Annotated in this window: 21 protein-coding genes; 14 read left to right on the forward strand and 7 right to left on the reverse strand. The window is 36.0% G+C overall.

What is annotated here, in order from left to right:
• Positions 1–199 precede the first annotated feature (199 nt).
• Positions 200–733: an NADPH-dependent FMN reductase gene (gene ssuE, locus ACIQXJ_RS00515; RefSeq protein ID WP_403048504.1), complete on the forward strand. Its 534-nt coding sequence runs from the start codon at positions 200–202 to the stop codon at positions 731–733.
• 47 nt (positions 734–780) lie between these two features.
• On the opposite strand, the gene ACIQXJ_RS00520 is transcribed toward ssuE, so the two are convergent.
• On the reverse strand, positions 781–945 hold the full coding sequence (locus ACIQXJ_RS00520) for a hypothetical protein (protein WP_401009700.1): 165 nt from the start codon (positions 943–945) through the stop codon (positions 781–783).
• A 220-nt stretch (positions 946–1,165) separates the two neighbouring features.
• Here ACIQXJ_RS00520 and ACIQXJ_RS00525 point away from each other — a divergent pair, with 220 nt between their 5' ends.
• Positions 1,166–2,554: an aldehyde dehydrogenase gene (locus tag ACIQXJ_RS00525; RefSeq protein WP_403048506.1), complete on the forward strand. Its 1,389-nt coding sequence runs from the start codon at positions 1,166–1,168 to the stop codon at positions 2,552–2,554.
• A gap of 28 nt (positions 2,555–2,582) precedes the next feature.
• Here the strand turns inward: ACIQXJ_RS00525 and ACIQXJ_RS00530 are convergent, their stop codons facing one another.
• Complete coding sequence (locus ACIQXJ_RS00530; RefSeq protein ID WP_403048508.1) at positions 2,583–4,187, reverse strand: two-component system sensor histidine kinase NtrB; 1,605 nt, start codon at positions 4,185–4,187, stop codon at positions 2,583–2,585.
• A gap of 271 nt (positions 4,188–4,458) precedes the next feature.
• On the opposite strand from ACIQXJ_RS00530, the gene ACIQXJ_RS00535 reads away from it, so the two are divergent.
• From ACIQXJ_RS00535 to ACIQXJ_RS00565, 7 genes are all read left to right on the forward strand, one after another.
• Entirely contained in the window at positions 4,459–5,925 is a 1,467-nt protein-coding gene (locus ACIQXJ_RS00535; RefSeq protein ID WP_403048510.1) for a UDP-N-acetylmuramoyl-L-alanyl-D-glutamate--2,6-diaminopimelate ligase, read from the forward strand.
• A 289-nt stretch (positions 5,926–6,214) separates the two neighbouring features.
• Positions 6,215–7,792: a peptide chain release factor 3 gene (locus tag ACIQXJ_RS00540; RefSeq protein ID WP_403048512.1), complete on the forward strand. Its 1,578-nt coding sequence runs from the start codon at positions 6,215–6,217 to the stop codon at positions 7,790–7,792.
• A gap of 360 nt (positions 7,793–8,152) precedes the next feature.
• Positions 8,153–11,206 carry an efflux RND transporter permease subunit gene (locus ACIQXJ_RS00545; RefSeq protein ID WP_403048514.1) on the forward strand — a complete coding sequence of 1,018 codons (3,054 nt, stop codon included), beginning with the start codon at positions 8,153–8,155 and terminating at the stop codon, positions 11,204–11,206.
• Between the two features lie 20 nt (positions 11,207–11,226).
• Positions 11,227–12,312 carry an SDR family oxidoreductase gene (locus ACIQXJ_RS00550; protein ID WP_403048516.1) on the forward strand — a complete coding sequence of 362 codons (1,086 nt, stop codon included), beginning with the start codon at positions 11,227–11,229 and terminating at the stop codon, positions 12,310–12,312.
• Between the two features lie 332 nt (positions 12,313–12,644).
• Positions 12,645–13,409 (forward strand): TerC family protein, encoded by a 765-nt coding sequence (locus ACIQXJ_RS00555; RefSeq protein ID WP_401009688.1) that lies wholly within the window; start codon positions 12,645–12,647, stop codon positions 13,407–13,409.
• 269 nt (positions 13,410–13,678) lie between these two features.
• Positions 13,679–15,034, forward strand: coding sequence for a TrkH family potassium uptake protein (locus ACIQXJ_RS00560; RefSeq protein ID WP_340826180.1), 1,356 nt, complete (start codon positions 13,679–13,681; stop codon positions 15,032–15,034).
• A 466-nt stretch (positions 15,035–15,500) separates the two neighbouring features.
• The gene (locus tag ACIQXJ_RS00565; protein WP_401009685.1) at positions 15,501–15,659 is read left to right on the forward strand and encodes a hypothetical protein; all 159 of its coding nucleotides are present in this window, start codon (positions 15,501–15,503) and stop codon (positions 15,657–15,659) included.
• A 675-nt stretch (positions 15,660–16,334) separates the two neighbouring features.
• On the opposite strand, the gene ACIQXJ_RS00570 is transcribed toward ACIQXJ_RS00565, so the two are convergent.
• Positions 16,335–18,074, reverse strand: coding sequence for a B12-binding domain-containing radical SAM protein (locus tag ACIQXJ_RS00570; protein WP_403048518.1), 1,740 nt, complete (start codon positions 18,072–18,074; stop codon positions 16,335–16,337).
• 259 nt (positions 18,075–18,333) lie between these two features.
• Between ACIQXJ_RS00570 and ACIQXJ_RS00575 the strand changes: the two genes are divergently transcribed.
• Both ACIQXJ_RS00575 and ACIQXJ_RS00580 read left to right on the forward strand, forming a co-directional pair.
• Entirely contained in the window at positions 18,334–19,752 is a 1,419-nt protein-coding gene (locus tag ACIQXJ_RS00575) for a PAS domain-containing sensor histidine kinase (protein WP_403048519.1), read from the forward strand.
• A gap of 109 nt (positions 19,753–19,861) precedes the next feature.
• Positions 19,862–20,311, forward strand: coding sequence for a MarR family winged helix-turn-helix transcriptional regulator (locus ACIQXJ_RS00580; protein ID WP_403048520.1), 450 nt, complete (start codon positions 19,862–19,864; stop codon positions 20,309–20,311).
• A gap of 223 nt (positions 20,312–20,534) precedes the next feature.
• Here the strand turns inward: ACIQXJ_RS00580 and ACIQXJ_RS00585 are convergent, their stop codons facing one another.
• From ACIQXJ_RS00585 to ACIQXJ_RS00595, 3 genes are all read right to left on the reverse strand, one after another.
• Positions 20,535–21,206: a hypothetical protein gene (locus tag ACIQXJ_RS00585; protein WP_403048522.1), complete on the reverse strand. Its 672-nt coding sequence runs from the start codon at positions 21,204–21,206 to the stop codon at positions 20,535–20,537.
• 62 nt (positions 21,207–21,268) lie between these two features.
• Positions 21,269–21,886: a CPBP family intramembrane glutamic endopeptidase gene (locus ACIQXJ_RS00590; RefSeq protein WP_401021332.1), complete on the reverse strand. Its 618-nt coding sequence runs from the start codon at positions 21,884–21,886 to the stop codon at positions 21,269–21,271.
• 80 nt (positions 21,887–21,966) lie between these two features.
• A complete protein-coding gene (locus ACIQXJ_RS00595) occupies positions 21,967–22,155 on the reverse strand; it encodes a YkvS family protein (RefSeq protein WP_024362262.1) in 189 nt (62 codons plus the stop codon).
• 125 nt (positions 22,156–22,280) lie between these two features.
• On the opposite strand from ACIQXJ_RS00595, the gene ACIQXJ_RS00600 reads away from it, so the two are divergent.
• The 3 genes from ACIQXJ_RS00600 (at position 22,281) to ACIQXJ_RS00610 (ending at position 24,058) form a co-directional block, all read left to right on the forward strand.
• Positions 22,281–22,469: a hypothetical protein gene (locus tag ACIQXJ_RS00600; RefSeq protein WP_401009676.1), complete on the forward strand. Its 189-nt coding sequence runs from the start codon at positions 22,281–22,283 to the stop codon at positions 22,467–22,469.
• Between the two features lie 94 nt (positions 22,470–22,563).
• A complete protein-coding gene (locus tag ACIQXJ_RS00605; RefSeq protein ID WP_024362260.1) occupies positions 22,564–22,755 on the forward strand; it encodes an aspartyl-phosphate phosphatase Spo0E family protein in 192 nt (63 codons plus the stop codon).
• A 436-nt stretch (positions 22,756–23,191) separates the two neighbouring features.
• On the forward strand, positions 23,192–24,058 hold the full coding sequence (locus ACIQXJ_RS00610) for an NAD(P)-dependent oxidoreductase (RefSeq protein WP_403048524.1): 867 nt from the start codon (positions 23,192–23,194) through the stop codon (positions 24,056–24,058).
• Positions 24,059–24,331: 273 nt separating this feature from the next.
• Here the strand turns inward: ACIQXJ_RS00610 and ACIQXJ_RS00615 are convergent, their stop codons facing one another.
• A complete protein-coding gene (locus ACIQXJ_RS00615; protein WP_403048526.1) occupies positions 24,332–24,724 on the reverse strand; it encodes a DoxX family protein in 393 nt (130 codons plus the stop codon).
• Positions 24,725–24,757: the final 33 nt, after the last annotated feature.

Here is a 24,757-nt window from a genome sequence, read left to right on the forward strand (position 1 = left end):
GAAACCTCTTTTTTGTCAAAGGGAGAAATGAACGCCAATGTACAATGTGAAATGTTGAGAAACTGATTTTGCGTAGAAGCGTCAATAAATGACCACTTTGGTAATGATGACAAAATAAATATTTCTTCATTTGTCGGGAAGGCCTACTACTTTGAGATGGGCTAGTAAATTATTTAATAAAATAAAGGGAGTGAGCAAGATGACGAAAGTAGTGATCATTAATGGTAGTAATACAAGGTATTCACGTGTGACGGCGATTCAAGAGAAGGTCGAGCGTTTTTTCTCAGCTCAAAGTACAACAATACACACAATTCATATACATGAACTGCCTGCTGATGCGTTAATAACTGCAAACTTTGCAAGTGAAGCCATAAAAGCAGAAAATCAAAAGGTGGAGGAAGCTGATATTGTTGTCATTTTAACACCTATATATAAAGCATCTTACACAGGAATATTAAAAACCTATTTAGATTTATTGCCACAAAAAGCGTTAGTAGGTAAAAAGATTTTACCGATTGCAGTGGGTGGCTCTATTGGGCATTTACTTGCGTTAGAATATGCTCTAAAACCGGTATTGGCTGTTTTAGGGGCTACAGATATTGCCCATTCCGTTTATATTATCGACAAGCAAATTATACGTTTAGAGGACGGCAGCTTTGCTATTGAGGAGGAAGCTATTAATCGTCTTGATGTAGAACTTGAAAAAATACAGCACATTGTAGCTGTGAATTAACGTATAAAAGCGCATCATAGGAAATATCCACCTATGATGCGCTTTTATTAATTTACTTCAGGTTCATCCATTAAAGTATCTTGCTCCGATGGTATTGTAGAAAGATATAAAAAAGCCTCATCTTGCAATAACGATAATTTCTCTTCACATATCCCGTGCGATAATGCTCCTGAAAAAATGGATTCCCACCAAGTTCCTGTTGTTGTTGTCATTTATCTACGCCCCCGTTTCGATTCGATATGTAATTGTATAATTCCCGAGATTCACAAAAAAAAACATGGCATCATTAGTTGTTATTTCTGTTTTTTTACATCATCACCTATTTCAGAAGGAGGATTTTTATCCTTCAATGTTGTATCGTATAGACAAAGATAGTTTGTTTCAAAAAAGACAAAACTATGTATCGCAATTTTAAAAAAGGGGTGTTTATTTATGAATTTTACGCCACAAGATGTTGAAAATATGATTACAGAGCAGCGACAATTTTATTTTTCTCGCGCTACAAAAGATGTAAAGTTTCGAAAAAATCAATTAACGAACTTAAAGAAAAGTATTTTAAAGTATGAAAAGGATATTTTAAATGCATTGTTTTTAGACTTAAGAAAAAGTGAGTTCGAGGCATATGCAACAGAAATTGGCATTGTCCTTGATAGTATTTCTTATATGGTGAAAAATTTAGAGGAATGGGTGAAGCCTGAAACAGTTAAAACTCCAATTCACCTTCAAATGGGGAAAAGCTTTATTGTTCGAGAGCCATATGGTGTGACGTTAATTATTGGGCCATTTAATTACCCATTTCAGCTTGTTATGGAGCCTTTAATTGGTGCAATTATTGGTGGGAATACAGCTATTGTAAAGCCATCTGAAACGTCTGTGCATACAGCAAATATTGTGAAAAAAATTATTGAAGAGACATTCGATCCTTCCTATATCCGTGTTGTAGAAGGTGAAAAGGAAGAAGTAACTGCACTTATTCATGCTTCGTTTGATTATATATTTTTTACTGGAAGTGTAGCGGTCGGTAAAATAGTGGCGAAAGCGGCAGCTGAACGGTTAACTCCGATAGCACTCGAACTTGGTGGTAAAAGCCCAGCAATAGTCGACCAAACAGCAAATTTAGAAGTTGCTGCCAAACGAATCGCTTGGGGAAAATTCACAAATACTGGTCAAACGTGTGTAGCTCCAGACTATTTGCTTGTCCATAAAGACGTTTATGATTCATTTATGAAATTGTTAAAGGACACTGTCCGTTCTTTCTATGGGAAAAATGCAATAAAAAGCCCGGATTACGGTCGTATTGTGAATGTAAGACAGTTTGATCGTCTGCAAAAAATTTTAGTGGAGGAGCGGGACACAATTACATATGGGGGGCGAACAGATCGTGATGATTTATATATTGAGCCAACCATTATTGAATATGTGAAGTGGTCAAGTCCTTCAATGCAAGACGAGCTTTTTGGACCGATTTTACCAGTTATGGTATATGATGATTTACGAATCGCCATACATCAAATTCGTCAATTGCCTAAACCTTTAGCTGCATATTTTTTCTCTGAACATGAAAAAGCCATTCAATACTTTTTAGAGGAGCTACCGTTTGGCGGTGGCTGTATAAATGATACGGTCACACATGTAGGAAATCAGCATTTGCCATTCGGTGGGGTTGGCCCTTCAGGGATTAATGCCTATCATGGAAAGGCAAGCTTTGATAATTTTACCCATCCAAAATCGATATTAAAAAAATCTTCAAAGCTCGAAACAAATATACTTTTCCCGCCATATAAACAAAAAGTTAAGCTTATTCGTACTATTATGAAGTAATGCTGAGGGAGGTGTCTTGTTTATCCTTTTAGACACCTCCAACCTCATTGTTTTCTGCTGGCGGTAGTTTTATTTTTATTGTTGAACCATAGTTTAACTTGCTATCAATAGCAATAGTGCCGCCATGTTCCTGAATAATCTTATTTGTTATGAGCATGCCAAGACCCGTTCCTGTTGACTTGGTCGTATAAAAAGGTTCAAAAATACGTTTAATCAGTGCCTCAGACATTCCAATACCATTATCTGTAATCGTCACCATAATTAATCCTTCCGAATCCTTAGCAATGAAAATAATGATTTCTCCTTCCGTTGTATGTGCTTCAATTGCTTCAATAGCATTTTTAATAATATTAATGAATACTTGTTTTAACTGATTTTCATTAGCTAAAATTTTGTTATTTTCGCTGACGATATGTAGTGAAAAGATAATGTTGTGTTTTTGAAATTCGAGATGGAATAGTTGACTAATACTGTTAATCACGTCGTCAATCGATACGATTTTTAATTGTTCAACATGAGGCTTGGAAAGTACTAAAAATTCACCAATAATTAAATTAATACGCTCGATTTCCGATTGAATTATTTCGGTATATGCGTAACAGGTTGAATCTTTTTCCGTACTCATCATTTGAACAAAACCTGATATAACCGCCATAGGATTACGGATTTCATGTGCTACCCCAGCTGCTATTTCGCCTGCCATTTTTAGCTTTTCTGATTGTAGTAAAAGTTGTTCATTTTCCTTTTTATAAGAAATATCGCGTGAAATAGCAGAAATAGCTACCATTTTGTTTGTGCGGTCATAGATAGGCGAGAGTGAAATTTCGACATCGAAAACTGTACCATTTTTTCGCATATCTTGTGTTTCTAACAGTTTAAAACTTTTTCCTTCTAATAAACTTGCATAGCGTTGTTCTGCTTCCAAAACGTTTTCTGGAGGGACGAGAGGGATGCTCTTGCCAACAATTTCTGCACTTGTCCAACCATATACTTCCTCAAAAGCAGGGTTTACATCAATGACGCGATTATCTAAACTAAAAACCGCAATACAATCATTCGCATGTTGGAAAAACAAATGCAAATAGGCTTCTTGCGAAAGCAACTCTTGTTTTTTCTGTAAGTTCATCTCATTTAGTCGATACCAGAAATGTTGTAAATGGCGAGATTGAATCCAACCTACAATAGTGAGTAACAGTACAACAAAAATAAATGTTTCGAAATACCGTGGATGTACAATGAATTCACTGGAAATTCGGTGATAATAAGAAAGAGCTATAATTTCCAACAAAGAAACAATACTAATAATAGTATTCAATTTTATTGATTGGTAAATAGTTATTAATAATATATAGAAAATAAAGCAAATAAAACTAGTTAAGGAAATGCTAGAAATATTAAGATAAACGATAGCTATATTGCCTGAAATAATTATTACCCATTGCATTGCAATTGGTTTAATTTTTAAAATTTTACCAGCTAGTAAAGGTAGAGAGATTATTAACAACACACCGATCAGTACTTCGAGGCTACTATAGAGATCTAACATAATGAGCACTCCATAGGCAAAAATAGCTGTCACATAAAATAGCAAGATAATCTCATTGCGCATACGTAATAATTCCAATTGTTGCATATTTAGCACCTCAATTTTTAATCGATATTCCAATCATACATGATTCATTGTTGTCGATAAATGCCGATTTTTGATAAGATAGGAAAAATCCAACTTAAATTTTAAAATGGTAGCGTTTTCATTTAAAAAACGTTTCGTGAGGCATTTCATTTCTAGGCGAATAAGTAGTAAAATAAATTCATTAGGTAAGTGGGGGTATTCAGATTGTCTTTTTTTGTCGAAAAACAAGGAATGATGAAATGAATGTTGAGATTGATTGGAGGACTATGAAATGTATGCAGAGGAATTGTTAAGTGCATTACCTTTGAAAAAAATAATTGGCGTGTTACCGAACCAAGTGACGGATATTGTTATTGATTCTCGAAGTGTGCAACCGAATAGCATGTTTGTATGTATTAAAGGTTACACAGTGGATGGCCATGATTATGCGCAAAGAGCTGTTGAGGGTGGTGCAACTATTGTTGTCACAGAACGAGAACTACCATTAGCTGATGCGATTGCACAAGTTGTTGTGAAGGATACAGATCGTGCAGTTGGTTTGTTAGCTGCTAAGTTTTTTGATTACCCTTCAAAAGATATGACAATGATTGGTGTAACAGGGACGAATGGTAAAACATCTGTAACAGGTATTATTCAAAATATCATGCACGGTATGGGCGAGAAATCTGCATTATCAGGAACAATTGGTTTTAATTTAAATGGTATTTTATATGAATCTGCAAATACCACAAGTGATGCATTATCGACGCAACAAATGATTTTCCGTGCAAAAATGGAAGGCTGTCGTTTAATGACAATGGAGGTTTCTTCTCATGGATTAGCACTGGGTCGTTTAGCTGGTGTTGATTATGATGTTGCAATTTTTACGAATCTTACTCATGATCATCTTGATTTCCATGGTACGATGGAGGAATATGGGAATGCAAAAGGCTTATTATTCTCTCAACTTGGACAAGACTTAGAAAAAAATAAACTAGTTGTGCTCAATGCAGATGATGCTTGGTCAGAACGCTATGCAGCAATGACACCGTTCCCAGTATGGACTTATGGATTAAACAATGAGACAGCTGATTTCCGTGCTATTAACTGCGAGTACCATGATTACATGACTTCATTTGATGTAGTTATGCCTGAAGGAATATTTCCTGTAAAAATGCATTTACTTGGTGAGTTCAATATTTATAATGTTCTTGCTGCAATGGTTGCATTTTATGGCAGAGGCTATTCAATGGAAGCAATTATTGAACAGATAGAGCAATTACCACCAGTAAAAGGACGTATGGAAAAAGTATGCTCCGATTTGCCGGTGCAAATTTTTGTCGATTACGCGCATACACCGGATGCTATTGAAAAGGCAATTGCTGCAGCTACGCCATATAAAAAAGGTAAGCTTATTTTCTTAGTTGGCACAGGTGGTAATCGTGATAAATCTAAGCGCCCTGCAATGGCTGAAAAAGCATCTGCAGCAGATTATGTAATTTTAACGACAGATGACCCACGTTATGAGGATTACGATAGTATAACAGGCGATCTTGCTAAAGGTATGATGCATAAAAATTATGCATGTATTGGAGACCGCGCAGAAGCAGTCCGTCATGCAATAGAAGTAGCTGAACCAGGGGATATGATTATTTTTGCTGGTAAAGGACATGAAGATTATCAAATTATTGAAAATACGAAATATCCACATAGTGATGCAGAAATTGCTATAGAGGCTGGACACTTAAAATTTGTCTAAATTAATTTGTGTAACAACATTTTAAGGGATTAAGGGGAACAGCTTGTGCAAGAAGATATTTCTTCTGACAAGCACATCCTTGCAAGTCCGCGTAGTGGAGGCTTCTACACTCGCACAAAATTTAAACGTATTGTATATGATTTAATGAATAAAATATTTTTTATCGACAGTCTGAACCCTTTTAGTAGTGACTAAAGGGTTTTCTTTTTGGTGAATTCATGTAAAAAGGTTGTACGAAGGGCTAGACTTCTTTTATTATTAGTAGGTATGAAAAAAGGAGAATGAAGAGATGACTTCAAATTTAGAAAAAGATATATTAGCACGCCGTACGTTCGCTATTATCAGCCACCCAGATGCTGGGAAAACGACGATTACGGAAAAGCTTTTACTTTTTGGCGGAGCGATTCGTGACGCAGGTACAGTAAAAGGTAAGAAAACAGGGAAATTTGCAACATCGGACTGGATGGAAATTGAAAAACAACGTGGTATTTCGGTAACATCTTCTGTTATGCAGTTTGATTATAGTGGTTCTCGCGTTAATATTTTGGATACACCAGGACACCAAGATTTCTCTGAGGATACGTATCGTACATTAATGGCTGTAGATAGTGCTGTCATGGTTGTAGATGCTGCTAAAGGGATTGAGGCACAAACATTAAAACTATTTAAAGTTTGTAAAATGCGCGGTATTCCAATTTTTACATTTATCAATAAATTAGACCGTCAAGGGAAAGAGCCACTTGAGCTAATCGAAGAGCTTGAAGAAGTGCTTGGTATTCAAGCCTACCCAATGAACTGGCCAATCGGTATGGGGAAAGAATTCCTTGGTATTTATGACCGTTATAACAAACGTATTGAGCAATTCCGTACTGAAGAGGGAGAACGTTTCCTACCAATCGATGAGAATGGTGAGTTAGCAGTTGACAATCCGATGAAAGTCACTTCATATTACTCACAAGCGATGGATGACATTATGCTACTTAATGAGGCAGGTAATGCCTATTCAGAAGAAAAAATCCGCCGCGGTGAATTAACACCTGTGTTCTTCGGTTCGGCTTTAACAAACTTTGGGGTACAAACATTCCTTGAAACTTATTTAAAATTTGCTCCAACACCTCAACCTCGTATTACAGAAGATGAGCAGTTCATTGACCCTGTTGAGCATCCAGAGTTTTCGGGCTTTATTTTCAAAATTCAAGCCAATATGAACCCAGCACACCGTGACCGTATTGCCTTTGTACGTATCGTATCTGGTAAATTCGAGCGCGGTATGAATATGACGCTATCTCGTACAGGTAAATCTTTTAAAGTGACACAGTCTACACAGTTTCTAGCTGACGACCGTGAAACGGTTGATGTAGCGGTGGCTGGAGATATTATTGGATTATATGATACAGGCACATATCAAATTGGTGACACTGTCGTAGGTGGCAAGAAAACGTTCCAATTTGAAAAATTACCGCAGTTCACACCAGAGCTATTTGTTCGCGTGACAGCGAAAAACGTAATGAAATCGAAGCAATTCCATAAAGGGATTTTACAATTAGTGCAAGAGGGTGCCATTCAATATTACAAAACGCTTCACACAGAAGAAGTTATTTTAGGTGCAGTTGGTCAATTACAATTTGAAGTATTTGAGCACCGCATGAAAAATGAATACAATGTTGAAGTAAGAATGGAACCAATTGGTTCAAAAATGGCACGTTGGATTGAAAATGAAGAAGATGTAAAAGAATCGATGTCTTCAAGTCGTTCAATGCTTGTAAAAGACCGCTTTGACAATCTTGTTTTCCTATTTGAAAATGAATTTGCTATGCGTTGGTTCTCAGATAAAAACGAAAACATCAAATTATATAGCCTTCTATAAAAAGAAACACGAATCGACATTTCATCGATTCGTGTTTTTTTACAAGGAAAATAAGAGTTTGATGTAGAATATATACAATATAAGGAAATGGTTATAGTTTTTCTTGGGAAATAATGAATATTTCAATGAAGCAGAAGGGCGGCGACTCCAGCGGGAAAAGCAAGCGAACCGAGACCCTGGACTGAGCGTAGCGAGGGAAGCGGCTCGGTGCTTGCCCACGGAAAGTGTCCGCCTGTAGCGTAATGATGCGAATAATTTTATTTTTTAGGATGAAATTGTTTCAATAAAATGTATTAATTTATAAAAAATCCTCCTTTTCGGCTATCATAGGAAAGAAGAGAAAGAAAAGGAGTATATACAATGAACATTAGCAACTTTTCGATAAAAAGGCCTGTTTTTACACTTGTTTCGATGCTACTAATAATTATTTTAGGTGGCGTATCATTGTTAAAAATACCAATCACTTTAATTCCCGAATTAAATCCACCCATTGGTGTCGTTGTTACCTCCTACCCGGGTGCGAGCTCTACGGAAGTAAATGAAAAGGTAACGAAACCTTTAGAGGCGACATTGGCCACCTTGCCAGGCATAAAAAAACTTCAATCCACCTCTCAGGAAGGTTCAAATTTAATTGTACTAGAGTTTAATTGGACAACGGATATTGACGAGGTTCAACTCGATATTTTACAGCGAATCGATATGACACCGCTACCAAATGATGCACAAAAGCCAAGTTTTTTAAAATTTGACCCGTCACAGTTTCCAATCATTCAGCTCTCTTTACGTGCAGAAAATGATCAGGTGGACGTGCGTATATTGGCGGAATCGTTGGAAAAAGAGCTTCGTCGTACTGAAGGAGTTGCAAGTGTAAATGTATCCGGCAAGCTTGTAGAAGAAGTACAAGTAACATTGGATGAATCGAAATTAATTGCAAAAGGCTTAACCCAAGCTGATATTATCCAAATCATTCAAACGAATAATGTGTCATTGCCTGGAGAACCTGTATTAACTGCTGATGGCAAAATGTTGACGACACGTATTATTAGTACGTTAACAAAACCAGAAGATATTGCGGATTTAATTGTCTCCGTCAATCCGATAGATGGTCAAACATTAACGGTAGGAGATGTAGCGACCGTCGAGCGTGCGGAGCAAAAATCTTTAACAGAAACGCGTGCTAATGACCATCCAGCCGTATTAATGTCCGTTTTGCAAGAGTCTGGGGCAAATACTGCTGAAGTCTCAAAAGCGTTCCAACAATCCTTACATGACTTACTAGCACAGGAACAATATAAAGGTGTAGTAGCAGACATATTAGTAGATCAAGGTAATTATGTGAATTTAGCGATAAGTAACATTGGGACTTCATTACTATTAGGTGGCTTATTTGCAATGCTTGTGCTATTTGTCTTTTTACGAGGTGTGAAAAGCCCAATTATCATTGGTATTGCTATACCTTATTCTGTCATCGTCACATTTGTCTTAATGTATTTTGCTCATTTCACTCTCAATATTATGACATTAGGTGCGCTAGCATTAGGCATTGGGATGCTCGTTGATAATGCAATCGTAGTAATTGAAAATGTGGAACGACATTTAGGGCTTGGTAAGAAACCAATAGAAGCAGCAATGCAAGGCACTAAGGAAGTAGCGCTAGCAATAACAGCATCTACATTGACAACAATTGCTGTGTTCATTCCAGTAATGTTTATAGAAGGTTTAATCGGGCAAATCTTTACTGAATTTGCACTTACGATTTCCTTCAGTTTAATTGCCTCACTATTAGTAGCATTAACCGTTGTACCAATGTTGGCAAGTCGTCTGTTAAAAATGAAAGACCAAAATATAAATGAAATTCGAAAAGCATCATCCTTTTATAAGCACTATAATGCATCCGTTGTTTGGGTATTAAAGCATCGTTTATTGGTCATTTTGTCGGCTGTTATCCTCTTTAGTTTATCGGTGTTTGGTTTATCGAGAATTGGTACGGAATTTTTACCTGCAACCGATGAAGGTTTTGCGTCTATTAGTGTCGATCTTGACAGAGGAGCTGCAGTAACAAAAACGGAAGAAGTTGTCGCAGCAATAGAGGGGCGTTTAAAAGAAGAGCAAGATATTGACGTCTATGTTAGCCTAATTGGCGGTACGCAGCAGTCGCAATCTCGTGGACAAACAACTGCAAATCGAGCGGAAATCTATGTGAAGCTAGTCCCACTTGCAGATCGTAAACGCTCAATTTTTGAATTTGTTGAAGAGGTAGAAAAGGATTTAAACAATGAGCTAGGAGAGCAAGCTGAAATTACATTTAATGTTTCTACATCGTCAGGTTCATCTCCAAATACATTAACATTCCGATTAACCGATTCAAATGAACGACGGTTACAAGAGTCAGTTGGAAAAGTTCAGCAAGAGCTAAAGCGCATTAACGTTGTCACAAATGTAATGACAGATTTAGATAATACAGTTCAAGAAATTCAAATTGAAGTAGATCGAGAAAAAGCTAAGGATTACGGCTTTTTACCGGCACAAATAGCCCAAACGGTTAATCAAATGACAAAGGGACAGCTGACAACGCAAATGATTGTTGATGATGGAGCTGTGTTATCGGTGTATACAGGCTTTGGACAGGCATTTAATGAAAGTGTTGAGTCCTTAAAGGCAATGGAGATTCGTTCTCCTGCAGGTCTATTTGTTAAGCTTGATGAAATCGCTAACGTATCTATACAAGAAGGGCCAGTATCCATTAGACGTTCTGATCAAGCTGCTGCAGTTGCATTTTTCATTGATTATACAGCGAAGGAGTCACTAGGTGGTATTTCAAAGGAGGTCGATAAGGCTCTTGAAAAAGCTAATTTACCTTCTGAAACGCAAGTTGTTTTTAGTGGCGATCGAGAGCTTTATGATAGTGCAATTGATGACATGCTTTTAGCCGTTGCTTTGGCTGTAGTGCTTGTTTATATTGTAATGGCAGCGCAGTTTGAGTCATTTAAATATCCTTTCGTTATTATGTTTACGGTACCACTTATGATTATTGGTGTTACGATTGCAATGTTTGCTACAAAAACACTACTTGGTGTGACATCTGTTATTGGTATTTTGGTACTCGTTGGCATTGTTGTGAATAACGGAATTGTGCTTGTCGATTATATTAATCAGCAAAAGATGCTTGGCATGAAGTCATATGATGCGATTTTACTTGCTACACAGGATCGACTACGTCCAATCTTAATGACAGCATTAACAACAATATTAGGTTTGCTACCACTTGCACTGGGTATTGGTGAAGGTACCGAGATGAACCAGCCTATGGGCATTGTTGTAATTGGTGGGCTTATTACTTCGACTTTGCTGACATTATATATAGTGCCAGCTGTTTATAGCTTAATGGATAAAGAAACTAGAAAATTGCCTTAAGTATAAGGGGGAAATGAGATATGGGTGTTCATTTTTTTACGGGTTTTCCTGGATTCATTTCAAGTCAATTAATTCGAGAGCTATTTCAAAAAAATAAAACGCAAAAGGTTATTGCAATTGTGCTAGCAGGGGAGTTACCAAAAGCAACTGTTGAAAAAGGCAAAATAGAATTGGACTATCCTCATTGTACGATACAGATTGTCGAAGGGGACATTACACTACCTAATATAGGGATGCCAAATCAAGTAGTACAGGAATTACTGCCTCAAATTGAAGTGTTTTGGCATTTAGCAGCTATTTATGATTTAGCGGTTCCTAGAGATATCGCTTGGAAGGTCAACGTACATGGGACAGCGATGGTAAATGATTTTGTACGTACACTTCCAAATTTAAAGCGGTATATGTATTTTAGTACAGCATATGTTGCTGGGCTACGTGAAGGAGTTTTACGTGAAAATGAATTAATTCGACCTCCTGCTTTTAAAAACTATTATGAGGAAACAAAATATGAGGCAGAGCATCGTGTAGAAGATTTAAAGTCTGAGATTCCTATTACGATTATTAGACCAGGAATTGTACGAGGACATTCAGAGACTGGGGAAACGATTAAATTTGATGGACCATATTTCTTTTTAAATATGGTGAATAAATTAAAACGTTTACCGGTTATACCTTATATAGGGCTGTCGAGCTCAGCTATTAATGTTGTGCCGGTTGATTATATTATAAATGCAACAACTTATATAGTGGATGAGAAGAGTGCGGAAGGCAAAACGCTACATTTAACAGATCCGAACCCACATCCTGTACAAGAGGTATATCGCACAATGGTAAAATTATTAACGGGTCATTATCCTAAAGGACGTTTTCCTTTGTCGTTAGCAAAAAAATCATTAAAAGTACCTTTCATTCGAAAGTTGCTAGGTGTTGAACAAGAATCTTTAGATTATTTAACTTGGAATGCTGTCTTTGATACAGCAGAAGCGGTTGCTATTTTACAAAAAGGAAATATTACATGTCCTGATTTTATACAAACAATGCCGAAGATGGTGGATTTTTATCTAGCACATAAAGACGATAAAAACTATCATATTCAAATTAAATAATGATGGATTTCTTTGTCAGCTTTAAATGATAGTGCTATAATAAACGAACAAAAGAAATATCCTTGGACATTTTGTTAAAGGGGAGTAGCTAGCAGATGCGAGCGATGCATCTGATTTCACATTCGTCAAGACATGGTATTTACCATCGGGTGTGATAGCAAATGTTGTTACTTTGAAAAAGGTGCAATGCCGATACCTGTAATGAGAGAAGTGACAAATACAATTTGCTTAGCAAGACCTTTGCCTTCTTTCAGGCAGGGGTCTTTTCTTTTGCATTTGACTAGTAAATGATCGCAATTTTGGGTATACAGAGTTTAAAGGAGGAACAGAGGATGGAAGCAATATTATTACAATATGGCTGGGTACTGATTGTACTAGTTGTATTAGAAGGATTACTAGCAGCAGACAACGCAGTTGTAATGGCTGTTATGGTTAAACACTTACCGCCTGATCTACAAAAAAAGGCACTATTTTACGGATTATTTGGAGCATTAATATTCCGATTCTCTGCGCTCTTTGTTATTACAGTATTAGTTAATTACTGGCAAATTCAGGCGGTTGGAGCAGCCTACCTATTGTTTATGTCAGCTAAAAATATTTATGACTTGAGAAAAGGTAAAGATGAGGAAGACGAAAATGATGAGACAGCTGTGAAAAAGGGATCTGGCTTTTGGATGACTGTCTTAAAAGTGGAGGTTGCCGATATAGCATTTGCGATTGATTCAATGCTTGCTGCAGTTGCTATTGCTGTGACGCTTCCACACTTAGGTAATTTTGATATTGGTGGCATTAATGGTGGACAATTTATTATTATGCTATTAGGTGGCTTTATCGGTGTTATAATGATGCGTTTTGCCGCGCAATGGTTTGTGAAAGTTTTAAACGACTATCCTTCACTTGAAACTGCTGCATTTTTAATTGTTGGCTGGGTTGGGGTAAAACTTGTTGTTCTAACATTAGCTCATGAAAAAGTGGGTATATTACCTAAAGAATTCCCTCATTCAACAGGCTGGGAATTAACATTCTGGATTGTGTTAATTGGTATTGCATTTGTCGGTTATTTAGTAGGAGTACGTAATAAAAAACAAACAAAATAACAGCCTGTAACTTTTTATAAGCATAAAGAAACTATTTTTAAATCCGCATTGCTTTCTGCGGGCAAGGCACGAGCGTATCGCTCGCAACACTAACTGAGTCATGTGCGCTTGCTTTTTCCTGCGAAAGTGTATGCGGATTTTTGCTTTATATCGATTAAATAGCTCAAGGTGGATAGTTTTATCCTGTTTAAAACAGCCTCTTTCTTTTTTTATAGATTTTTTCTATACTAATATCTATCTTGGCATCATGAGTGGAAGGAGTTGATGAGGTGCCTTGGAAAAAATCATCTAATAAATTAATCACACCGTTTCAGGCACTAGTGTCTTATTATTTCATAGCAATAGCAATTTCCTTCCTATTGTTACGACTTCCCGGCGTTCATCAAGCGGGTGTGAAAGTGTCTTTATTAGATAGCTTATTTACTGCGGTAAGTGCTGTAAGTGTAACTGGCTTAACAACGTTTAATATTTCTGAGACCTATACAACATTTGGACTCGTCATGGTACTTGTTATTTTACAGCTCGGCGCGATTGGTATTATGTCACTGGGTACTTTTGTTTGGTTGCTTGTAGGGAAAAAAATTGGGATGCGAGAACGTCAGCTAATTATGATCGATCATAATCAGTATAATTTATCTGGCGTTGTCCAATTAATTCGAGAAATATTGAAAATCTTAATCGGCATAGAATTAGCAGGAGCTATTATTTTAACTGCGCATTTTACGAATTATTTCGATACATTTGAACAAGCTCTTATTCATGGTGTCTTTGCTTCTATATCAGCTACTACTAACGGGGGCTTTGATATTACTGGAATGAGTTTATTGCCATTTCATAATGATTATTTTGTTCAATTAATAACAATGGTGTTGATTGTGCTAGGAGCAATTGGCTTCCCGGTGCTAGTCGAGATAAAAACATTTTTACTTAATCGGCATGCTAATTTCCGTTTTAGCTTATTTACAAAAATAACGACAACTACTTATGCAATTTTATTTGTTGTAGGGGCACTCGTTATTTTACTGCTTGAGTCTTTCCATTCATTTAAAGGGATGCCTTGGCATGAAGCTATCTTTTCCGCAATGTTCCATTCTATATCTACACGCTCAGCGGGACTTACAACTTATGATGTAACATCCTTCAGTGAGGCGACAGATATTTTTATGAGCTTTTTAATGTTCATCGGTTCTTCTCCAAGCTCAGTTGGGGGCGGGATACGGACGACGACCTTCGCCATTGCAATATTATTTTTAATTACGTTTGCAAGGGGTAGAGAAGATATTCAAATCTTCGGACGTGAAATCCATTTAATTGATGTCTTCCGTGCGTTTGTCGTTATTTTAGTAGCTTGTTTTATGGTGCTAATGGCTACAATCATTTTACTTATTACAGAGCCACATGCGACACTAATACAAATTATTTTTGAAATTACATCTGCGTTCGGAACATGTGGAATGTCTTTAGGGATTACCTCAGATTTATCGGTTGTAGGTAAAATCATCATTATCATATTAATGTTCATAGGACGAGTTGGTTTAATTTCCTTCCTGTATTCACTTGGTGGAGGCGGAAGAGGTAAAAAATCCAAATTCCATTATCCGAAAGAACGAGTTATTATTGGATAAACATTTACAAACATTGTTATAGAGGTTTTTAAGGGGGCAAATTATTAATTTGCCCCCTTTGATATTGTAGTCAAAAAATTTATTTGTTTAGGCATGGTGAGTCTTTCCTTGATATTCCAAATACATGTAGACTTCCGTTACGGGTCGTGCGGTAGCTTAAGTCTAGATTGGAGCGGAAAGCACCGCCCGTAGTGGTAGTCTACAGCAGTGATCTAATGCTATGAGCTGGTCGACAGTCTGGGGTAAACCATTAAAATTTTTCTACGCTATTGGATGAAAATTCAGTAGCAATATTACTAAAAAAAAAGTTTAGTTGGGTAAGTGTGTGGGTACATCATATTAAGCGTGGAGAAAGAGAAATTACCACCTTGTACTAGAACTGAGGGACATCTAATACAGCTTTTTGAAAAGGATAAAAGCAGCGGTGAACCCAGTTACGAAAAAGGAACAAAAGGAGAACTTAACTATGACACTTACAAGCACAGCTAAACAAGAATTAAAGGACTTATTAAAAGAGACACACAAACGAGGTATTATGAAAATAGATCATAGTGATCGAGTAAGCAGTATGACAGATAGTGAGGCATTAGGTTTGCTAATTTCGGTAGTAAAACGTACTTTGTAATATTAAACAGAGCAAAATAGCGCTCCATGCCACCTTGGTTTCCTCGTTCATAGTATTCAAATTGTCATCTTCTAAAATGAGAAAATCGAGTACTTTCACTGCAATAAAAGAGAATCTATTTTATGACTTTCTTCTATTATATTGTATTTAATATTTAATATATAAGAAGATGCTGGCAATTTTTTAGGTAGAAGACCATTGAAGTATGTTGATTTGCTAAACGAAAAATATAAAGAATACGAAACTATAATTCGATTTAGTAGCTAAGAATTGATAGGCTATTTTAGGATGTCTGACTGTTTTTTTGTGCAATTTTAAAGAATAAATATAGGTTTAGAAATCGTTCTGAATAAGCATTTATTAGTCAGACAGCAAATTTGTTGAATATATATCTAAAAATTTAGAAAATTTAACAAAATATTTCCTGATTAAAAATGCTGTTTGATAGGCAATAAGAACTTGTTGTCAATAACTATATTTTAAGTAATTTGTACTAATGATTTTAATGTGATTGTGAATCCATTACTAGCATCAAAAGTTAGTGGCAGTCGGTGGAATTTGTAATTGATTCGTAATGCGAAGGATAGGGGATTAGTTAAAAAATCGAATTAATTTAGTTTCAAAAATAAAAAAACGCTATTCCTCGAATAATTTCAAGTGAATAGCGTTTTTTTATTAAACTGAATGGATTGTTGCAAAATACGGTTCTTGGCCGTGTCGGAAGTAGGTTAAAAGATAGCCGTTTTTTTGTACAATTTTGCCATTTGAGAAATTTTGATAATCCAAGTTATGTGGGATGATAAGTGTATGCTTGAACAATTCTTTTTCAGTCAAATTCAAGTTGGCAAATTCTTCACCTGCAATGTTAGGATTTTCACGTAGAGCTGTGTAAAGTGCTTTTTGTTGAACTTCAGTTGGGCGATCGTTCCACCATAATTTACGTGGTTGGAATTGCTGTGCCTTTAAATAATCAAGCTGCATTAAGCTTTGGATAATTTGTAAATTAGCACTTTCCACAGTTTCTAAAAACTCAAGTAAACGGCGGAACAAATCTTCTAGCTGATGACCAATACGTGACCAGCCCTTTGTCTCCCAGTAAGTTCCAAAGTTTTGGAAGAAATCAAATGGTGTATCAAATACTTCTGTTACTAAATATTCGATTGTATGGTCCATACGGTGAGCATTCCAATATTTTTCAAGTACATCTTCTGCATGTTTAATACGGACAATATCATCGAAGGTTAATACATTATTCGAAAAGATTTCATAAGGAGATAAATCCACATAGGTATAGCCAAACTTTTTAGCCTCCATACGAAGACCTGTACCACGCAATAGCTTTAAAAAGCCTAGCTGTAATTCCTCAGGACGCATAGCAAAAACATCATTAAATGTTTGTCGGAAGCTACTATAATCCTCTTCTGGCAGTCCAGCAATTAAATCTAAATGTTGATCTATTTTTCCACCATTTTTGACCATTGTTACTGTACGCGTTAATTTTTCAAAGTTTTGACGACGTTGTACAAGCGTGTTTGTTAGATCGTTTGTAGATTGAACACCAATTTCAAAACGGAAAAGTCCTTTTGGGGCATTATCATTTAAAAATTGAATGACTTCGGGGCGCATTATATCAGCAGTAATTTCAAACTGGAATACTACGCCTGGCTTATGCTCGTCTATTAAAAATTGGAACATTTCCATCGCATAGCTACGGCTAATATTAAATGTACGATCGACAAATTTAATAGTGCGCGCACCATTATTCATTAGATAACGAATATCTTCTTTTATACTTTCTCTATTGAAATAGCGTACGCCTACTTCAATAGAAGATAAGCAAAATTGACAGCTAAAAGGACAACCTCGGCTCGTCTCAATATATTGAATTCGTTTGCTTAGATGTGGAAGGTCTTCTTCAAAACGGAATGGACTCGGTAATTCACGTAAGTCAATTTTAGGTGCTTGCGCGTGAATTCGAACTTTACCGTCCTCTAAGTAACAAATGCCTGGAACATCTTCTAAAGGTATTTCTCCATGCAAATGGCGTAGTAACTGCTTAAATGAAGTTTCCCCTTCGCCCATGACAATGAAATCAACTTCTTCAATTCGACGTAACCAATGATGGACATCGTATGATACTTCAGGTCCCCCCAGCAAAATTTTAACATTTGGACAAACCGTTTTTAACATTTTAATAACGTGTATTGTTTCTTCAATATTCCAAATATAGCAACTGAATCCTACGATATCGGGGTTTTTTTGAAATAAATCTGATACAATATTAAATGCAGGGTCTTTAATTGTGTATTCTGCAATTACTGGATTGTATTCAGGTAAAGCAGCACATTTTAAATAACGCAGTGCTAAATTTGTGTGGATATACTTTGCGTTTAAAGTAGTTAAAATAGTATTCATGCATTAATCTTCCTTTCAACTTCTAATTGTAACAGTCAAGTAGCTGACAAACAATATAATCCTTTAGACCTATTTATTTTGTGAACGGTTCGTGAAATAATTTTAAATACTTAAATTTACTAAATTTTGTAATAATAGAATCGTACAGTCATAAAGTATAGTAAAGGCTCAAAATTCGAATGAGAGGTTTTTTACTCTTTTGAAAGGTTCGGTGAGAAAGTTGAAGCAAAATGATATAAATCAATGTTTTGGAAATCTTATGAAAAGTACTTCGTCACCAACACTTATTCTTAATAAATCAGGGAAAATTTTGAATTGTAATGAGGCAGCTATTAAACTTTTTAATCTTAATTCATCATTTAAAGGTTATATAACAATGGACGAGCCATCCAATATTAAGTGGGCTAAGTTCGTTAAGGAACTACAATGTGAGTTAAGATCAGAAGAAATATTTAATATTCGTAAAAATAACAATGATCTAGAAATGATGTCCTTTAAATGTTTCTATGATCCAAACACAGAAGAAATAGTCGCACAGCTATCCACTATCAATAATGACAGAGCAATTGAATTGTATGTGAGTAAGGAACAAGAACGATCACAATCCTTCAGTGCATATGATCATTTACCCTATGCTGTTATTGTGAGTGATGCGAGTGGGATTATTCTTGGTTTAAATAAATATGCAGAAATGTATTTGAAAATAGAAAAATCGCAGCTTCTTCATAAAGCGCATCAACATATATTTGATTCATTTACAATGAAGAATGGACAAATTACAACATATTTATCCAAATTGATGGGCGAAAAACATGCCATTATTCATGTCGTTGATGAAACACAAGTAAGTAGAACGTGCTACTACGAAATTTCAAGTGTTTTCGATGAGTATAACAATATTATCGTCACTGTTATTAATGATGAAACTGAGAAAAAGCAGTTGCAGCATAAAGTGGAGCATCAGGAAGCGTTGAATGTAGTTGGTCAAATGGCGGCAAGTATTGCACACGAGATTCGTAATCCATTAACTTCTTTAAAAGGCTTTACAGAATTATTAAAGCTGAATGCGGATGAGGAATCACGCATGTATTTATCTGTTATCGATAGTGAGTTACAACGGATGGAGCAAATTTTGTCCGAATTATTAGTATTGTCCAAGCCAACAAGTATGAAGGTAGAATTAATCGAATTAGATCATATTGTAAAACAAGTGATTGAATTTATGTTACCTGACGCTTTGATGAAAAAAATTATGATTCAATATATACCTTCAGCTACTGAAGTGTATATTGGTGGCAATGAAAATCGTCTAAAGCAAGTATTTATGAACCTTATTAAAAATGCGATGGAAGCTATGCATAATGGTGGCACAATTACGGTTGAGATGAATGTTATTGACTGTACGATTGTAGAGTTAATGATTAAAGATGAAGGAAGTGGAATGGATAGTAAAACAATCCAAAACCTATTCCAACCTTTTTACACGACGAAATCAACAGGGACAGGACTAGGCCTTGCTTTCGTGAAAAAGGTAATCGAAGAGCATGAAGGTGTAATTGGTGTTCAAAGTGAAGTGCAGAAGGGGACATGCTTCCATATGCAGTTCCCAGTTTACACATTCAATCAATTGGACCCGTTAGATGTTTCGGCGAAGGATTCTGCTTATTTAGTAACCTAAATACAGTAAAAATTATTTCAATAGTGCGCTATCATTGAATGCTTTTGACAATGCTTTTCAAAAGTCGCTATAATGACATGTATAAAGAGCGAATTGAGAGGACTAGGCTATGACGTCAGAAGAAGATTTAAAACAAACTTTAAAATTATATATAGTATTATCCCGTGCCCATAAAGCAATAAATGAGATGACAAGCCATTTTTTTCAAGAAAATGGTGTCAATCCTACTGAATTTGCAGTTTTAGAACTCCTGTATCATAAAGGGAGACAACCATTACAGCAAATCGGCAATAAAATATTACTTGCCAGTGGGTCTATTACGTATGTAATTGATAAGCTTGAAAAAAGAGGCTATCTTTTACGGGTTTCCTGTCCATCAGACCGTCGCGTTACCTATGCAGAAATTACCGCGGAAGGTGAAGCGTTTATGGGCGAATTATTTCCAAAGCATGAGCAACATTTACATGAATTGATGAGTGCATTATCAGTCGAGGAAAAAGATCAAACGATAGGCTTATTAAAAAAATTAGGGCTATCAATTAAAGATTTGTCTTATTAAAAAGAGTTGTCTCAAATGGATTTTGAGGCGATTCTTTTTTCTATGCCCAAATATAGTATTTTAAAAAGGAACTTAACGTTGTTTTTTGTAAGGAATCGAATGTAATAGCTATTTTTGCCTGTTTGGAAGTCCGTTTAAGGGATTAACAATGCTACCCTATGTTTTTTGTTGATGAATAAAAGAAAGGCCTTAGAATGAATTCTAAGGCCTTTCAAAATAGTTATTATTTTTTAGAAATAGTAGCTGCCATTGCAAGCATTGCAGCAGTTAAATCTTGTTCATCATTATCATGAATTGTTAATTTTGTAATGAGTCCATCTTTTTCAAATACTACGCCAACTACTTTTTCGGTATCAAAGTCTACAACATAGCCCTCAATATTTTTAATATCCTTAAATGCAGAAAGTTCTTCAGCAGATAATGCTACTGGTCCTCCGACTGCATTCATGTAGTCTTGCATAGATGTTTTTACTGCATCATAGCTTGTTTCAGAAGCATTTGTTGTTTCAATACGCATAAATACTTCATCATCAGCATTTGATACTAACATGTCTTTTCCTGGTTCTTCTTGAGAAAGAGTGAATCCAGGTAGTTGTTGGAATTTATAGCCCTGATCAACACTATCAGATTCAGTTGCTGTTTCCTTTTTGTCGACGCCTTTTTGAACGTATTTCACTTCTTGTTCTGGTTTAGCCTGTGTGTCTGTATTTGCATCATTTGATGTAGGCGTTTCTTGCTTGTCATCGCCTGCAGTTTCATTTTCAGATGGTTGTTGTGAGTTCGCTGGTTCATTTTGTTCAGCATCTGATTGTTCTGTCTTATCAGAGGTATTACACCCCACGATAACAACAGCTGTTAGTAATAATGCAAGCATTGAAAATAATTTTTTTTGCATGAAAAGCCCTCCTTTTCTATATTAAACGCTAATAAAAGATAAAATGTTTCCAATTTTTTTTGTTATGATGTTAATGGTAACACTAAAAACAATAGTAGAACAAAAACAACATGGGCCACAATAACTAAAGGCATACTCTTGCGCCATTCATAAATAAAGCCCCAAATTAGGCTTGTTACAAGAGCGGCGATTATACCTAGCTTAAAACCACTAAATGCAATCGAGATGGCACATAAAATTGCTGTTACAACAACTGCTAAAACAGGGCGCATAAAACGCTTCAATTGCTGTTGTACGTAGCCACGCCAAAATAACTCTTCGCCAATGGCGACAATGAACACAAGTAAAATATAGTGCCAAATATTTTGTGGACCGTAAACAGTTAAAAACTTTTTCACTGTTACTACTAGCCGATCATTTATATATGGAGCAAGCCAATAACCAAAACGTATAATGCCATATGTGATTGTACCGTATCCTATGCCGAAAATTAGAAATTTCCAAGTAGGTAATTGATCTTCAATCGTACCTGAAAGAATAGCAATAGCTATACATACGAGCAGCGTAAATGCATAAAGGTACCAAAATACAGCTGGATTAGCAAATGTGAAAGCAAGCATGCCATAAACGAATAATAAAGAAAGGAGAAGTATTATTGTTTGTTTCGAATTTGTTTGCATAATTCGACCTCCATACTTTAATTTTACCAAAAAAATAGTCCCTTATCATCTATTAAGACAAAAAGGGACTATTCAGAATATTAAGCTTCACTTGCATATAGGATTTTGTAACGTTTATGGTTGACGACCGTTTTCTCTTCAATTTCAAGGGAATCAAAATTCTCCATATATGTTAGATCAACGATCACCGAATTTTCATTTACTTTTTCAACAATACCTTGCAAACCATTTTTAAACTCGATAATATTTCCAACTTCAGCTATTTTCACAGACAGTCAGCTCCTTCATCGACTAATAATATACAGTTTGCATGAAAAAAAGGAAAACGTAAAGCTTTTTTTGAATAATTCATAATTTAATACACAAAATAAGGAAAGAGAAGGGAATAGAAAAAATGGAACAATATGAAAATATGCTTAAACAATTACAGGAAGGAGAAATACAAAGTATCGAAATTACTAAAGACCAATTTTATGAGTTTCGTGAAGTATTAGTGAAACACCCCTTATTTAAACATTTTAGAGGTGAAGCAAAGCAAAATGGGATTATAATATACACTTATTTGGAAATTCCTAGAAGTTAATTTTGTCGAACATTGTCGTAACTTAATGCTGTAAGAAATGAAATATAAATGTATAATAATGGTATGATTATTTGTATGTTGGAGGGTTGTATGAATGGTCAATCTACTCTTGAAACAAATGGAACAAACTCGTGAGATGATGATTCGCTCTGGTGTTGAAAACGGGTTACAGAATGCAAAAACCATTCAACTGAGTCGCAGATTAGATCAGTTAATGAATACTTATTATAGACAGACAACATTAGAAGAAGAAGATCAGGATGATTTGTTTCAGTATTCAGAGTAAAACTTTTTAGATTAGATGTTTAAAAATGCATTTACTGGGGAATAGTTAATATGAACACAGCAACATTCTCATTTCCCCCTTTAGAGCAGTGATTCCCATCACCTGCTCTCTTTTTTTTGCTTATTCGGTATATATGCCATACATAATAAAGTTAGTACAAGTTTTAAGAAGAATTTGAATTATTGAACTGATTCAACTACACTAAAAACACATTAAGCTAAGCAAAAATTCCTTAAACCTCAACTAATCTAAAATGAGTGAAAGGAATAATTGATTAGTTTTACTAAGAGAGTTAATTTCATTCAATTGTGCGAAAGGCGGCTACTCTAGGGAAGAAAAGCTTAGCGAAGGAAGCGGCTCGCTACTTGACTGAAAAGCGTCGGTCTATAGCGTAATGATGGGAATAAAATTAATTCAAGTAAAGGAGTTATTACATATGGGAAAAGAGCGTATTGCATTTATCGGTACAGGTGTTATGGGTGCTAGCATTATCAAACACTTATTGCAAAATGGCCATGAGGTGACAGTTTATACTCGCACACAAGAAAAAGCAGAGCCGTTAATGGCATTAGGGGCTAGTTGGGCTAGTTCGCCAGCTGAAGCTTTTAAAGATATGGATATAGCGTTAACGATGGTTGGTTATCCAGCTGATGTTGAGGAAGTTTATTTTGGTGAACAGGGTCTATTTAAAACTGCCCAGGCTGGCAATATTGTGATCGATATGACTACATCTGAGCCTACTTTAGCGAAGAAGATTTATACACATGCTCAAACACTAGGTGTAGAAGCATTGGATGCCCCTGTTTCTGGTGGAGATGTTGGTGCTCAGAATGGCACATTGTCGATTATGGTTGGTGGAAACGAACATGCCTTTAATCAAGTTGTACCAGTATTACAACAATTTGGAGCAAATATAGTTTACCAAGGTGAAGCAGGTGCAGGACAGCATGCAAAAATGTGTAATCAAATCGTTATTGCATCTGGGATGATTGGTGTATGTGAGTCGCTTGCATATGGCTTAAAGGCGGGGCTAGATTTAGCTACTGTTTTAAAATCTATTTCTTCAGGTGCTGCTGGTTCGTGGTCTTTAAGTAATTTAGCTCCGCGAATGATGAAGGAAGATTTTGCCCCAGGTTTTTATATTAAACATTTTGTAAAGGATATGAAAATTGCATTAGATGAATCAAAGAAAATGGGTATTACTTTACCAGGGCTAGCATTAGCTTATGAAATGTATGAAAAGCTAATCGCAGAAGGCTACGGTGACAATGGTACACAGGCTCTTCTAAAGTACTATCAATAGACAGCAACATTGAATTCATAGAAGCAAATGGAGAAAAGTGTTAGATTGACTGCCATCAATCTAACACTTTTTTGCATGCCGTTGAGTGCCTGGCACTACCCTCCGACGATAAACCTAGTGAAATCGCCAGTAAAGGTCCGAGAATCGCCCGCAAGGCAGGAGAAATCGCCACAAAAGATCCGAGAATCGCCCGCAAGGCAGGAGAAATCGCCACAAAAGATCCGAGAATCGCCCGTAAACGTTTGAAAAGCATCCTCCATCGCAGATGATTCGCTACTCTTTACTAAAAAGTTGAGAATCTAAGGAGAAGCTAGATGCCCCTGCAAGAGCAAAGTAGAGTGCTATAGCACCTAATGCTAAATCAAGCTCATAACCAGCCAATCCATCTGCTCCGATAAAACCAATGCTAAGCTTTGCTGTAAAGATAGCAACAATCATTGTAATTGTCAGTAAAGCACCAAAAATTCTTGTTGCTAAGCCTAAAATAAGAGCAACTCCGCCAACTAATTCAATAACTGCAACGATATACGCCATAAAGCCTGGTATACCTAGACTATCAAAGAAGTCAGCCGTGTAGCTGATTCCGCCTTGGAATTTTTGGAAACCGTGCACCGCAAAAATAATGCCGAGAACGACACGTAAAATAGTTGAACCAATATTTTGCATAATGTAATTACTCCTTTTCTTTAACTTACATTT

Origin of the sequence: Lysinibacillus sp. NPDC097868, from assembly GCF_044761135.1 — a bacterium.
Classification (GTDB): Bacteria; Bacillota; Bacilli; order Bacillales_A; family Planococcaceae; genus Lysinibacillus.

What these genes read in the sequence shown, in the direction of transcription:
- ACIQXJ_RS00535 (WP_403048510.1), top strand. Translation starts at nt 4,459, where the DNA reads ATGTATGCAGAGGAATTGTTAAGTGCATTACCTTTGAAAAAAATAATT.
- ACIQXJ_RS00580 (WP_403048520.1), top strand. Translation starts at nt 19,862, where the DNA reads ATGACGTCAGAAGAAGATTTAAAACAAACTTTAAAATTATATATAGTA.
- ACIQXJ_RS00545 (WP_403048514.1), top strand. Translation starts at nt 8,153, where the DNA reads ATGAACATTAGCAACTTTTCGATAAAAAGGCCTGTTTTTACACTTGTT.
- ACIQXJ_RS00565 (WP_401009685.1), top strand. Translation starts at nt 15,501, where the DNA reads ATGACACTTACAAGCACAGCTAAACAAGAATTAAAGGACTTATTAAAA.
- ssuE (WP_403048504.1), top strand. Translation starts at nt 200, where the DNA reads ATGACGAAAGTAGTGATCATTAATGGTAGTAATACAAGGTATTCACGT.
- ACIQXJ_RS00575 (WP_403048519.1), top strand. Translation starts at nt 18,334, where the DNA reads ATGAAAAGTACTTCGTCACCAACACTTATTCTTAATAAATCAGGGAAA.
- ACIQXJ_RS00570 (WP_403048518.1), bottom strand. Translation starts at nt 18,074, where the DNA reads ATGAATACTATTTTAACTACTTTAAACGCAAAGTATATCCACACAAAT.
- ACIQXJ_RS00530 (WP_403048508.1), bottom strand. Translation starts at nt 4,187, where the DNA reads ATGCAACAATTGGAATTATTACGTATGCGCAATGAGATTATCTTGCTA.
- ACIQXJ_RS00520 (WP_401009700.1), bottom strand. Translation starts at nt 945, where the DNA reads ATGACAACAACAACAGGAACTTGGTGGGAATCCATTTTTTCAGGAGCA.
- ACIQXJ_RS00600 (WP_401009676.1), top strand. Translation starts at nt 22,281, where the DNA reads ATGGAACAATATGAAAATATGCTTAAACAATTACAGGAAGGAGAAATA.
- ACIQXJ_RS00550 (WP_403048516.1), top strand. Translation starts at nt 11,227, where the DNA reads ATGGGTGTTCATTTTTTTACGGGTTTTCCTGGATTCATTTCAAGTCAA.
- ACIQXJ_RS00610 (WP_403048524.1), top strand. Translation starts at nt 23,192, where the DNA reads ATGGGAAAAGAGCGTATTGCATTTATCGGTACAGGTGTTATGGGTGCT.
- ACIQXJ_RS00540 (WP_403048512.1), top strand. Translation starts at nt 6,215, where the DNA reads ATGACTTCAAATTTAGAAAAAGATATATTAGCACGCCGTACGTTCGCT.
- ACIQXJ_RS00585 (WP_403048522.1), bottom strand. Translation starts at nt 21,206, where the DNA reads ATGCAAAAAAAATTATTTTCAATGCTTGCATTATTACTAACAGCTGTT.
- ACIQXJ_RS00555 (WP_401009688.1), top strand. Translation starts at nt 12,645, where the DNA reads ATGGAAGCAATATTATTACAATATGGCTGGGTACTGATTGTACTAGTT.
- ACIQXJ_RS00605 (WP_024362260.1), top strand. Translation starts at nt 22,564, where the DNA reads ATGGTCAATCTACTCTTGAAACAAATGGAACAAACTCGTGAGATGATG.
- ACIQXJ_RS00590 (WP_401021332.1), bottom strand. Translation starts at nt 21,886, where the DNA reads ATGCAAACAAATTCGAAACAAACAATAATACTTCTCCTTTCTTTATTA.
- ACIQXJ_RS00615 (WP_403048526.1), bottom strand. Translation starts at nt 24,724, where the DNA reads ATGCAAAATATTGGTTCAACTATTTTACGTGTCGTTCTCGGCATTATT.
- ACIQXJ_RS00525 (WP_403048506.1), top strand. Translation starts at nt 1,166, where the DNA reads ATGAATTTTACGCCACAAGATGTTGAAAATATGATTACAGAGCAGCGA.